Source organism: Serratia sp. CY74737 (assembly GCF_052166775.1).
Taxonomy (GTDB): Bacteria; Pseudomonadota; Gammaproteobacteria; order Enterobacterales; family Enterobacteriaceae; genus Serratia; species Serratia ureilytica.
The window spans coordinates 12,282-25,583 of record NZ_JBJNOF010000022.1 but is presented as its reverse complement, the minus strand read 5'-3'; the positions used below and the strand labels follow the sequence as shown (position 1 = coordinate 25,583).

At 60.0% G+C, this 13,302-nt stretch carries 8 protein-coding genes; all 8 read left to right on the top strand.

Annotated elements, in window-relative coordinates; genetic code table 11:
* The first annotated feature begins 3 nt into the window (after positions 1-3).
* The 8 genes from ACJ8PE_RS23945 to traI are packed head-to-tail and all read left to right on the top strand — an operon-like array spanning position 4 to position 13,263.
* Positions 4-318 carry a type-F conjugative transfer system pilin chaperone TraQ gene (locus tag ACJ8PE_RS23945; RefSeq protein WP_442536907.1) on the top strand — a complete coding sequence of 105 codons (315 nt, stop codon included), beginning with the start codon at positions 4-6 and terminating at the stop codon, positions 316-318.
* Positions 314-853, top strand: a complete 540-nt coding sequence (gene trbB / locus ACJ8PE_RS23940; RefSeq protein WP_442536938.1) for a type-F conjugative transfer system pilin assembly thiol-disulfide isomerase TrbB — start codon at positions 314-316, stop codon at positions 851-853. Before ACJ8PE_RS23945 ends, trbB begins: the two co-directional genes overlap by 5 nt.
* A complete protein-coding gene (gene traH / locus ACJ8PE_RS23935) occupies positions 850-2,220 on the top strand; it encodes a conjugal transfer pilus assembly protein TraH (RefSeq protein WP_442536906.1) in 1,371 nt (456 codons plus the stop codon). Before trbB ends, traH begins: the two co-directional genes overlap by 4 nt.
* The gene (traG, locus tag ACJ8PE_RS23930; protein ID WP_442536905.1) at positions 2,220-5,054 is read left to right on the top strand and encodes a conjugal transfer mating-pair stabilization protein TraG; all 2,835 of its coding nucleotides are present in this window, start codon (positions 2,220-2,222) and stop codon (positions 5,052-5,054) included. Before traH ends, traG begins: the two co-directional genes overlap by 1 nt.
* A complete protein-coding gene (locus ACJ8PE_RS23925; RefSeq protein ID WP_442536904.1) occupies positions 5,051-5,584 on the top strand; it encodes a hypothetical protein in 534 nt (177 codons plus the stop codon). The genes traG and ACJ8PE_RS23925 overlap by 4 nt, the downstream gene beginning before the upstream one ends.
* Before the next feature lie 2 nt (positions 5,585-5,586).
* Entirely contained in the window at positions 5,587-5,796 is a 210-nt protein-coding gene (locus tag ACJ8PE_RS23920) for a hypothetical protein (protein ID WP_055313819.1), read from the top strand.
* Positions 5,786-7,984 (top strand): type IV conjugative transfer system coupling protein TraD, encoded by a 2,199-nt coding sequence (traD, locus tag ACJ8PE_RS23915; protein ID WP_442536903.1) that lies wholly within the window; start codon positions 5,786-5,788, stop codon positions 7,982-7,984. Before ACJ8PE_RS23920 ends, traD begins: the two co-directional genes overlap by 11 nt.
* On the top strand, positions 7,984-13,263 hold the full coding sequence (gene traI / locus ACJ8PE_RS23910) for a conjugative transfer relaxase/helicase TraI (RefSeq protein WP_442536902.1): 5,280 nt from the start codon (positions 7,984-7,986) through the stop codon (positions 13,261-13,263). The genes traD and traI overlap by 1 nt, the downstream gene beginning before the upstream one ends.
* Positions 13,264-13,302 lie beyond the last annotated feature (39 nt).

The window sequence follows — 13,302 nt, the reverse complement described above, 5'->3', positions numbered from 1 at the left end:
TGGATGCGTAAATTCAAATTTCCCCAGATTGATGTTGCCGGCATGTGGATGGTCGGGCTGGGGTTGTGGTGCAACATGATAGCGGGCTGCGTCTGGACGTTGCCGGATTTTGCCTGGGGGCTGGCCAAGCTGCTGGCTGTCAGCCTGGTGATTATCGGCGGCTATCGCATTCTGGATGCGATAGCGACCCGCGTGGCGGATGAGCGTCTGGCCCCCGAGAAGGCGGCCTATCGTGCGCAGCATGGCGACGGCGAACGTGCCGTTGCCACGGATGCGGGTGAACCGGTACAGGAGGAGCCCCATGCGCCCAAGTATTAAGCGATTGATGACGTTAGTGGTGCTGCTCGGCCTGGGCATGTCGACAGCCAGCGCGAGCACGCGCGACGAAATTGCTCAGCTGCAGCAATCAGCACAGCAGCGGGCACAGGCAGAGGCGGCGTCCGGCATGCCAGCCGCCGCTCCAAAACCGGCACGGTGGCTGACGCTCAGCAACGGGGCGCGCGTCAACCTCAATGACTGGACGGTGGTGCTGTTCATGCAGGGACACTGCGGCTATTGCCAGAAGTTCGATCCGCTTATCAAGGCGATGTCTGCACAGCACGGCTTCCCGCTGTTTGTCTACACCTTCGACGGCCAGGGCGACCAGACGTTTCCCGAAGCCATTCCGGCGCCGCCGGACGTGATGCGCACCTTCTTCCCCGGCCTGCCGGTGGCCTCGCCGACGACGTTTTTGGTGAATGTGCATACGCTGGCGACTTACCCCCTTATCCAGGGGGCGGCAGATGAAGCCGGCTTTATGGCGCGGCTCGACACGGTGTTGCAGGACGCGACGATGCGAGGAGGTGCACGATGACACGCAGGCTGACACAGTTGTGCTGTGGCGTGGTGATCGGGTTGTTTGTCGGCGCCGCCTCGGCTGACATGAACAGCGACATGAACCACTTTTTCGACAAGCTGGGGTTTGAATCCAATACCACCATGCCGGGCGTCTGGCAGGGGCAGGCCGCCGGTTATGCCTCCGGCGGCTCCATCTATGCGCGCACCGGGGTGCGTCAGGTACAGCTGGTGTCGATGACGTTGCCGGATATCAATGCCGGCTGCGGCGGTATCGATGCCTACCTGGGATCGTTCAGCTTTATCAATGGCGAACAGCTGCAGCGCTTTACCAAGCAAATCATGTCGAATGCCGCCGGCTACTTCTTTGACCTGGCGCTGCAGACCACGGTGCCGGAGCTGAAAGATGCCAAGGACTTCATCCAGAAGATGGCCAGCGACGTCAACAGCATGAACATGAGCAGCTGTCAGGCCGCGCAGGGCATTGTCGGCGGGCTGTTCCCGCGCACCCAGGTCTCGCAGCAGAAGGTCTGTCAGGATATCGCCGGGCAGTCGAACATCTTCGCCGACTGGGCGGCATCCCGTCAGGGCTGTACGGTCGGCGGCCAGGGCGAGTCTGTGCGCGACCGGGCCGGGGAGAAGGACAAGGAGCGCGTCTCCAAAAACATCAACATCATGTGGGATGCGCTCTCCAAAAACCAGATGTTCAGTGGCAACAAGGAGCTAAAAGAGTTCGTGATGACGCTGACCGGCTCACTGGTGTTTGGCGCCAACGGCGAAATTACCCCACTGGCGCCAAAAACTACCGACCAGAGCATTATCCGCGCGCTAATGGAAGGCGGCACGGCGCGCATCTATCACTGCAATGACAGCGACAAGTGCCTGAAAGTGGTGGCGGACAGCAGCGTCACCATCAGCCCGGAACGGGCACTCAAGGGGCAAATTCTCGACATGCTGACCAGCATCAAGAGCAAGGCGCGTGATGACGTGCCGCTGACCGAAAAGGAAAAGGGGCTGATTTCCGGCACGCATGTGCCGTTGCTGACTTACCTGGTCGATCCGCAGATGCTGGGTGTCGACAACTCGCTGGTCTACAGTCTGGCGGATTACGTCGGCTACGACATCATGCTGCAGTACCTGCAAGAGCTGATGAGCGGCGCCCGCGCCATGCTGGCGGTGGGCAACTATCCGGAGGCGACGATGGAGCAAATCAACAGCAACTTCACGCAGGCCAACCAGCTGCTGGCCTCGCTGCAGTCCCGGGTGCAGGTACAGACCGATGCGCTGCTGGTTGTTGACCAGCAGATGCGTTACATGCGCCAGCAGGTGTCGGCACGCATGCTGACGCGTTATCAGGACAATTATCGCTTCGGGGGAGGTCAATAATGGCAGCAGAAATCTACGTTATCGGCGGTGGTGACTGGCTGCGCGAGACCCTCAATGCGGTGGCGGCGTTCCTGCATTCCGACAGCTGGTACTACATCCGTCATGTGGGCACGCTGGCCGGCGTCTATGTCCTGATGGTGCAGTGGATACGCACGCACGACCTGATGCACTTGCTAACCTGGGTGTTTGTGATGGTGGGGGTGGCGGTCGTGGTGAGTAGCGGCCCGCGGGTGCAGGTCGTCGATATCACCAACCCGCGGGACGTCTATGTCGTCGATAACGTACCGCTGGGCATCACCCTGCCGGCATCGCTGTTTACCCAGTTCGGCATGCTAATGGTGCGAGGCTATGAGGTGGTCTTCAGTCAGCCGGATGTGGCGACCTACAGTCAAACCGGCATGCTGTTCGGCGCTTCTTTAATGGCGCGCAGCACCGACTTTACCGCGCAAAACCCGGAGCTGACCGACCTGTTTGCCGATTATGTGCAGAACTGCGTGATTGGCGACATCCTGCTAAACCGCAAATACAGCCTGAACGAGCTGATGAACTCGACGGACCCGTACACGCTCGTCTTCAGCAAACCGAGCCCGCTGCGCGGCCTGTTCAGCAAGGACGGCAAGTTCATGACCTGCGAGCAGGCGGCTGCGCCGCTCAAGAACATGCTGGGTCTGGAAGGGCAGACCGGCAGCCCGACCTGGCATTACTATGCCCGTCAGCTGTTCGGCGGCAAACCGGATGCCGACCTGCTGTTCGGCCAGCTGCTGGGCAACAGCTACCAGTATTTTTACCAGAACAAAAACTCGGCCTCCGACATCATCAAACAGAACGTAGTGATGAACGGCCTGCGCAGCGGAATACTCAGCTACGCCTCACGCAGTAACGACACCGCCGGCATGCTCAATATCGCTACCACCTCGGCGCTGGAGAAACAGCGGCTGTCGCAGGCCACCATGGGCCAGGTGGCGATGCGCATGTTGCCGACCCTGCACGTGGTGATGATGGGGATCATGATGGGCGTATTCCCAATGATTATCCTGGTGGGGCTGGTCAATCAGGGCTGGCAGGTATTCAAGGGCTACGTGTTCGCCTGGCTATGGCTAATGAGCTGGCCGCTGCTGTACGCCATCCTCAACAGTGCCATGACCTTCTACGCCCGCAAGATGGGCAGCCCGGTGGTGCTGGCCAACCTGTCGGTGGTGCAGCTGAACTACTCGGACATCGCCACCACGGCGGGGTATATCTCGATGTTTATCCCGTTCATCTCCTGGTATATCGCCATTGGTCTGGGCAACGCACTGAACAGCATCGGCCACTCGTTCAACAACGCGGCGGCCGGCGCCAGCAGTGCGGCGGCGAGCACCACCACGGACGCCAACTACAGCTTCAACAACATGCAGTCGGATAACGTCACCGGCAGCACCTGGGATACCAACAGCGTGGTACGCACCGGTCAGATGACCAAGCAGCTGGGCACCGGCGGCAGCCAGACCCGCACCGCCGACGGCAGCCAGGTGTTCGATGCTACCGGCTCGACGTCGCGCATTCCGGTAGATATTGGCGTGACACGCCAAATCTCGACGGCGCAGCAGCAGATGGCGCGTGAAGCGGAAAGCCAGGCAGAAACGGCGATGCACGGCTTCAACAGCAATATCAGCAGCGCCTGGACGCAACTGTCACAGTTCACCGGTCAGCGTGGCAGTAGCGATACGATGACCAGTGGTGCCGATACGGCGCAGAACAGCCAGTCCAGTATCGCCGCCCACAAGATGGCCAGCGCGGTGGACAGCTATGCCAAGGCCAATAATATCAGTCATGAACAGGCGACACAGGAGTTGGCGTCGAGATCCGTTACTGATACCGCGGGCTTTAATACGCGAGCGGGTGTTTCCGCAAGTGGTGGATTAAAAGTGTTGGGGAACGGTGTAACGGCAGAAGGATATATGGGGGTAAGTTACGACAAAAGAGGGAGCGACACAGATTCTCATTCTGCTAGTAGTGGCACGCGTGGCAGTCAGGATGCACGGCACGATCAGAGTACTCAGGCCGCTGCCGACTTCAAGGAGGGGATGGATTATCTGACCAGCCAGCGTACCAGCCAGTCCGGTGGCCATACCGACAACAATGCAGACTCGCGTGTCGACCAGCTGTCGGCGTCACTGTCAGGTGCCAAGAGCAGTTATGAACAGTACAGCAGCGCGCATACCCGCAGCCATGAACTGTCCGAGCAGGCTTCCCGTACCGAAAGTCTCAGCGCCGATATGCGTGAAAACCTGAGCCAGCAGTTTGCGCAGTATGTGATGGACAAGGCACCAAACGATGCCGGCAACATTCTGACCGGGCAATCGCAGGACGCGGTTGCTGCGCGTCAGTCGCTTGCACGTGATTTTGTACGTGACCAGGTGGCGCCGCAGGTGGACGCGCAATATCAGGTCAATCGCGAGGGGCTGGGGGCGACGATGGGTTCTGCAGGGGGCGGCGGTAGTACCGGCGACATCACCGGCGACCATCAACACCATCAAAGTGCGGTAGACGAGCGAACCGCAGCGGCCGGCATCAAAAGTGACGTAGGTGATCAGGTTAAGGGAATGATTGAAAATAACCAAACAGCCCAACAGAAAGCTCAGTCAGATATTCATAGCCAACAACAAAATGTTGAAGGTCAGAGAAACGATCTGCAGCAATATCACTCATCAGAACGAACTGCACAAAATAAAGTTTATAACCTTGAAAAAGAGAAACAGGAAAGTATACCTGGAGCAAGCAGTAAAGATGAAATGATGGAGCAAGCAAAGGTCATGCAAGATAAATTCAATAAAGAGCGGGGTGGTAAATGATGGTTACGCATAAAATAGTTCAACAAGAAGCTGAAGAACTGAAAGATATCCTTAAGGCGGGAGGTATTCAAATTCCTGACTTCTGGAGCTGTTTGTGGCCAGGTTTACTTCTTGTGGCATGGTTGATTTTATGTCCGTTATTTAGTTTTTTTATTTCCGGTCAACCTGTTAGTGAGTTGTTAGCCGCAACGGGTGGCAGTGCTTTTCTCGGGATGCTTCTATCGTTTGGATTTATAAATACTAGAAGTCTATATCTGTCACTACCTCGAGAATTTAGGGCGACCTCGGAGGTGTTATCTCTAATAAGAAAAAAAATAAGAGCCTATGCGGCGACTTTTTTCGTCCTGATTTTAATATTTTCATTATCTGCGGCCTACAGCGACGTAGGTTCAATGGCTTATCTCTTCCCATTAGTTCTTTGCACAGTAATGATGGGTTTCATCTTTAATATGGATATAGGCCGTTATCGCCTGTCCGCATTTACCTCGGTAATGGAACTCCTTAAATCCCGTAAGCAGGGAGGGGAGTAACGGTGGCTAAAGCGCACAACAAGAACCATGCCACCACCCTGCGGCTGGATGACGGCGCATTGGGGCGTCTGCAGCGCATGGTGGCTGAGAATCCCTTCTACAACCCCTCGCATGTGATGCGTGGCGCCCTGCTGGCGCTCAGTCGGTTGACCTACAGCGAGCGGGAGGCCTGCATTCTGGACGCGGCGAAGGGAGGCGTTGATGAGCTTTAACGCCAAGGACATGACGCAGGGCGGGCAGATCGCCTTTATGCGTCTGCGGATGTTTGCCCAGATTGGTAACCTGATCTTTTACGGCCTGTTCATCGCCTTTCTTATCGTGGCGGTCAACGTCCTGCTGTGGCGTATTTCGATGCAAAACCTCACCAATGGCCTGATTTACTGGTGGGTACGGATGCTCGACAGCTGGCCCAGCATTACGCCCTCCGAGTCGGTATATCATCTCGACTACTACGGCAAGCAGCTGGTCTACACCGCGAGCCAGGTGTTGGCCGATCGCTATGTCGTGTATTGCGGGCAGCTGGTCTGGCGTGAGGCTGTGTTTGCCGCCGGCGTGGGCGTGGCGGCTTGTGTGGTGGGCGGTATCGTCACCATTTGGGTGTTGGGACGTCAGGGCAAGCAGCAAAGCCAGGACGAAGTCACCGGCGGGCGAACACTCACCGATAATCCTGCGGTGGTGGCCAACATGCTCAAACGCGATGGTATGGCGTCCGATATCATTATTGATGGGCTGCCGCTGCTAAAAAACAGCGAGGTCAAAAACTTCTGCGCCATGGGCAGCGTCGGTACGGGGAAGTCACGGCTGTATCGCAAGGTGATGGACTATGCCCGCAAACGCGGTGACATGGTTATTGTCTACGACAAGTCCTGTGATTTTGTCAAAGACTACTACGATCCGCAGCACGATAAAATCCTCAACCCGCAGGATGCGCGCTGCATTGCCTGGGATTTATGGTCGGAATGTCTGACACTGCCGGATTTTGAGAACGTCGCCGATATCCTTATCCCCATGGGCAGCAACGAAGATCCGTTCTGGCAGGGGTCGGCCCGAACCATCTTTGTGGAAGCGGCCTACCGCATGCGCAATGACGAAGACCGCAGCTACGCCAAGTTGCTCAATACGCTGCTGTCCATCGATCTGCCGCGGCTGCGTGCTTATCTCGAGGGCACACCGGCGGCCAACCTGGTGGATGGCAAAATCGAGAAGACCGCCATCTCTATTCGCAGCGTGCTGACCAACTACGCGAAAGCGCTACGTTACATGCAGGGCGTGGAGAAACTGGGTGCACCGTTCACCATCCGTGACTGGATGCGCGGCGTGAAGGACAACGGCAAAAACGGCTGGTTGTTCCTGACCTCCGATTCAGCCAGCCACAAGGCGCTCAAACCGCTGATCTCCATGTGGCTCTCTATCGCCTCACACAGCTTGTTGTCGATGGGCGAGAACCCGGACCGCCGCGTCTGGATTTTTGCCGATGAATTACCCACCCTGCACAAGCTGCCTGATCTGGTGTCCATCGTGCCGGAAGCGCGCAAGTTCGGCGGATGCTTTGTATTGGGATTCCAGACCTACTCTCAGCTTGAAGATATTTATGGCGTCAAGGCGGCGGCCACCCTGTTCGGGGTGCTGCGCACCCGTTTCCTTTTCAGCGTACCGGATCGCGTGGGGGCCGAGTTCGCCGCCGGCGAAGTCGGTGAAAAAGAGTATCGCAAGGCCTCCGAGCAGTTTTCCTACGGGGCCGACCCCGTCAGGGACGGGGTGTCCGTCGGTAAGGATTTGGAGCGCATGCAGCTGGTGAGCTACAGCGACATCCAGACGCTGCCTGATTTGTGCTGCTATGTGACGCTGCCGGGGCCGTACCCGGCCGTCAGGCTGCAGATGGTGTACAAAAAAGTCAGGCAGGTCGCGCACCCCTATGAGCCTCGCAAGATGGATGCCGCTGCCGATGGGCGGCTTGTATCGGCGATCGAAATGCGGGAAGCCGAGACCGGCAATTTGGATGCCTTGTTCGCTGCTACCCCCATCCTGCCGGCGGCCAGTGCGCGCGAAACTGCTGATGCCCCTGTCTCTGCCGTGAGTACGGTCCCGACAGAGAACCCCGCCAGTGACGTGCCAGACGTGTCAGCTGCTGCCACCGCGACAGGGGGGCAGGAGGCGGAACTGAAACAGAAACCGGCACCCGGTGATGATGATGCAGAACGGGAGGAGCTGCCCCCCGGTATCAGTGGCGACGGCGAAGTGGTGGACATTGCGCAATATGAAGCCTGGCAGGCGCAGCAGCAGCCAATGGGGCAGCAAGCCATGCAGCGCCGGGAAGAGACCAATATCACTATCGATAGGCATCGGCGCGAGCTGGCTGAAGTTCATCATGGGGACAGCGAACCGGGAGATGAATTCTGATGATGAGCATTGGCCAGGTCGGTCCCGCCGGTAAAGCCGGCGACTACTACACCCATCAGGACAACTACTACGTGCTGGGCAGCATGGACGAACGCTGGGTGGGGCAGGGCGCAGAAGCGTTGGGTTTAACTGGCAAGGTGGACGTCAAAGATTTCGTGGCCGTGCTGGAAGGCAAGTTACCGGACGGCAGTGACCTGACCCGCATGGTCGGTGGCGAGAATAAACACCGCCCCGGCTATGACCTGACATTCTCGGCACCCAAAAGTGTCTCCATCATGGCGATGTTGGGCGGAGACAAACGCCTTATCGCCGCGCATAACCACGCGGTGGAGGTTGCGGTACGGGAGGTGGAGAAGCTGGCCTCGACCCGCAGCATGACTGATGGCGTCTCAGAGACCAAACTGACCGGCAACCTGGTGGTGGCGCTGTTCAACCACGATACCTCACGCGACCTTGACCCACAGATGCACACCCATGCGGTGGTGGCCAACGTCACGCAGCATGACGGCAAGTGGCAGACGCTGTCCTCCGATACGGTCGGTAAGGCCGGGTTTATTGAGAGCGTCTATGCCAATCAGGTGGCTTTCGGGCAGATTTACCGCCATGTGCTGCGTCAGGATGCGGAAGCGATGGGGTATCAAACCGAGAACGTCGGGCCGCACGGCATGTGGGAGTTTAAAGGTATGGAGAACGTAATTGACGTGTTTTCCAAACGCAACCACGCCATCGACGCTGCCGCCGGCCCAGATGCCTCACTCAAATCACGGGATATGGCAACCCTCGACACCCGCAAGGCCAAGGTCGCCAGCGATCCGGCTGCCCTGGCGGTCGAGTGGCTGCAGGAAATGAAATCCGCCGGCTTTGATGCCAAAGCCTATCTGGCGGTGGCGCAGTCTCGCACGATGGTGACGCCGTCCCCGACGCCGCTGGAAGCGGGGGGGGACGCGCTTGTCGACCAGGCGGTGGGACAAGCCATCTCGGCGCTGTCTGACCGGCAGGTCAACTTCACGCACAACCAGGTGGCCAACAAGGCCATCAGCTATCTCTCCGGGGAGCCGGGCATGCTGGACGCGGTGCGTGACGGCATCGACCGCGCCATCGAACGCGAGCAGCTTATTCCGCTCGACAAGGAGAAAGGCGTCTTTACCTCCGATATCCATCTGCTCGATGAGCTGAGCGTGGCGCAGCTGAGCCGCACGCACCTTGACGAGAGCGCGGTGGTGATTGGTGCGCCAAAGTCTGACCCGCGCACCGGAAGCCACCCGGCCTACAGCGATGCCGTGCAGCTGCTGGCGCAACATGCGCCGGCGATGGCGGTGTTGTCGGGCATTGGTGGCGCATCGGTGAACCGTTCCCGCGTGGCAGAAGTGGTGGAGCTGGCACGCGAGCAGGGCCGCGACGCCACCGTGCTGACCGTTGACCGGCAGTCACAGCAGTATCTGCAGCAAAGCGTCCATCTTGATGAAGGCCGCGTGGTGACGCGCGCCGCGCTCGGCACCGAGGCGCTGTTTGCGCCGAACAGCACGCTGGTCGTTGATCAGGCGGAGAAACTGACGCTCAAGGAGACCGTAGCGCTGCTGAATGGCGCGGTGCGTAACAACGTGCAGCTGGTGCTGATGGATACCGAAAAGCGCAAGGGGACGGGCAATGCCCTTGCCGTCATGAAAGAGGCCGGTATCCCGCGCTATCAGTTCAGTGGCCGCCAGGCGGCGGTGGCAGAGGTGGTGAGCGAGCCGGACAAGGCGCAACGCTTCGGCCAGCTGGCCAAAGGGGTGGTGCAGGCATTGGTTGAAGACCGGTCGGCGGTCGCGCAGGTAAACGGCCCGGCCGACCAGCGGATGTTGACGGCCATGATACGCGACGAGCTGAAAGATACCGGGCTGCTGGGACGGGAAGAGACCACCGTGACGACGCTGACACCGGTATGGCTGGACAGCAAAAATCGGGGCGCCATCGATACCTACCGGGAAGGCATGGTGATGGAGCGCTGGGATGCGGAGAGCCGGAAGCGCGAGCGGTTCGTTATCGACCGGGTCGGTTCGCAAACGCGCAACCTGGTGTTGCGTAACGCCGAGGGTGAAAAGCACACGCTTGCCGTCAAAGCCGTGGACAAGGACTGGTCGTTGTTCCGGGCCGGCACGATGGGTGTTGCCGACGGCGAACGCCTGCAGGTATTAGGCCAGGAAGGACGGGGAAAGGATGCACTGAAGGCCGGCACGGCGCTGACGGTTGTTCGTGCCGGCGCCGGCGAGCTGCAGGTGCGCGTGGCCGGCGAGCCGGATGCGACGCAGAAGCCGGCGGACCGAGCGCTTGCGGTCGGCAGCGACGTCTTCAGCGCCGTCAAGGTGGCGCCGGCGTATGTGGAAAGCCTCGGCGCATCGGTGAGCAGTACGGCGGCGGTCTATGCCGCAGTGAAGAAAAACGAGCTTAACAGCGCCACGCTGAGTGGCATTGCACGCAGCGGCGGGCACATCACCCTGTATTCAGCGCTTGATGCGCGCAAGACGCAGGAGAAAGTGGCCCAGCATCCGGCGTACCGTCTTTCAGGCGAGCAGGTCAAACAACTGGCCGGTGAGGAGGGGCTTGATGCCGCGATCGCCGGGCAAAAATCATCACTGTTTACCCCGGCACAGCAGGCCATCCATTTGGCCATTCCGACGCTGGAAGGGGATAGCGTTGCGTTTGGCCAGGCCAAACTGCTGGCCGGCAGTCTCGGTTTTGCGGCCGAAGGCGTATCGATGGAGGCCATCCAGACGGAAATCGAGGCGCAGGTCAAACGCGGGGAGCTGCTGAAAGTGGATGTCGCGCCCGGCGTCGGGGCGGATTTGCTGGTCTCGCGCGCCAGCTTCGAGGCGGAAAAAAGCATTATCCGGCTGATTGCCGACGGCAAAGACAGTATGCCGGCGCTGATGAGTGAATCGGCGAGAAATCAACTGGCATCAAGTCAAAGGTCGCTCACGCAGGGGCAGAAAGAGAGTGTTGACCTCATTCTCGGTACGACCGACAGGTTTGTAGCCATCCAGGGCTATGCGGGCGTGGGGAAAACCACCCAGTTCAAGGCGGTGCTGGAAGGGATAGCACAGCTACCTGAAAGCGAGCGGCCCCGCGTGGTCGGGCTGGCGCCGACGCACCGCGCGGTGGGTGAAATGCAGGCGGCCGGCGTCGATGCCCAAACCCTGGCATCGTTCCTGCACGATGAGGGGCTGAAGGTCGCCGGCGGCGAGAAACCGGACTACCGCAACACGCTGTTTGTGGTGGATGAGAGTTCGATGGTGGGCAACAGCGACATGGCGCGCGCCTACGCGTTGATTTCCGAGGGCAACGGCCGCGCGGTGATGAGCGGTGACGACGCCCAGCTGGAGGCGATTGCACCGGGCGCGCCGTTCCGGCTGGCGCAGGGACGCAGCGCCATCGATATGGCGGTCATGAAAGAGATTGTGCGCCAGACCCCCGAGCTGAAGCCGGCGGTGTACAAGATGATTGATAACGATGTGCCCGGCGCGTTGGACGTGGTGCGTTCCGTGGCGCCGGCCAACGTCCCTCGACAAGCCAATGCCTGGGTGCCGGCAAAGTCGGTGATGGAACTTGCAGTAGATATTCCAGATATTCATGATGCGATTGTCAGCGATTACCTGGGGCGTACCGAGGCGGCCCGGCAGGATACGTTGATTATCACCCACCTCAATGCCGATCGGCACATCATCAATGCCAGCATTCACGGCGAGCGTAAAGCGGCCGGGGAGCTGAAGGGTGAGTCCGTCAGTCTACCTATCCTGGAAACCGCCAATATTCGCGACGGCGAGCTGCGCAAGCTGGACACCTGGGCGCGTAACCGGGACGCCGTCGTCCTGCTGGATAACACCTACTACCGGATGGCCGACATCGACAGTCAGTCCCGTACCGTCAGCCTGCAGGACAACGAGGGCAATACCCGGCAGTTTTCCCCGGCCAGTGCGGTGCGCGAAGGCGTCACATTGTACAACCCGCGCACCATCGAGGTAAGTGTGGGCGACCGTATGCGCTTCTCGAAATCGGACGTCGAACGCGGGCATGTGGCCAACAGCACCTGGACGGTCGAGGCGATAAAAGGTGACGTGGTCACGCTCTCCGATGGACAACAGACCCGTACCGTCAATCCCCGCGAGCAGCAACAAGACCGGCACGTCGATTTGGCCTATGCCATCACCGCCCACGGTGCACAGGGGGCCAGCGAACGTTTTGCCATCACGCTCGAGGGGGTGGAAGGCGGGCGTGAGCCGCTGGTCAACCGGGCATCGGCCTATGTGGCGCTGTCGCGCGCCAAGGAGCACGTGCAGGTGTACACCGACAACGAAGCCGGGTGGCTGAACGCCATCGGCAAGGCGAAGGCGCGCACCACGGCTCATGATGCGGTACTGGGGATGGCGCCGGGCAGCCAGAAAGCGGCCGCCGACCTCTACGGCAAAGCGGTCTCTTTATCCGATAACGCGCTGGGACGTGCGGTGCTGCGCGGTAGCCAACTTACCGGCGACACGCTGGCGCACTATGTGTCGCCGGGCAAGAAATATCCCCAACCGCACGCCATGCTGCCGATGTATGACGCCAACGGCAAACCGGCCGGCGCCTGGCTGACGCCGCTGGCGGACACCCAGGGGAAAAGCGTCGGGGGACTGCCGACGCAGGGGCGAGTGTTCGGCAGTGACAGCGCGCAGTTCGTGGCGCTGCAGGGGAGCCGCAACAACGAGACCAGACTGGCCGGGACGATGCAGGACGGTATCCGGCTGGCGGCACGCTATCCCGACAGTGGCGTGGTGGTACGCCTGCAGGGTGACGACGTGCCGTTCAACCCCCAGGCGATGACTGGCGGCAGGGTGTGGGTGAACGACGAGACGCTCAAGGCCACTGCGCGGGAGAGCGGCGCGTCCGACAGTGTCATTAAATTGCCGGAGAGTTCGGAAGAACGCCTGCAGCGTGAACTGCAGACGCAGGCCGACAAACTGGGCCGTGAACCGAACGCCCCTGACCCGCAGCGGCTGGGCGGGCTTAACGACGAACAGTTGCGTGCGTTGCTTGCGCGCGGCGAACTGCGCGCCGAGGACGTGAAAGACCGTCTGCCGGAGGCGATCATGCGGGAGGTGATGGGGCAGGATGTGGCACAGCGGGTCGATGCCGCTGTCCGCCAGGTGGCGCGCGAGCCGGTATCGACCCGCAGCCGGCTGCAGCAGGATGAACAGAACCTGGTGCGGGATACCCATGCGGAGCGGGAACTGAACAAAGAGAAAACCCTGGGCGGCGACTGACGCGCTGCGCTTGTCCAACGCCGCGCGAGACAGCGACAA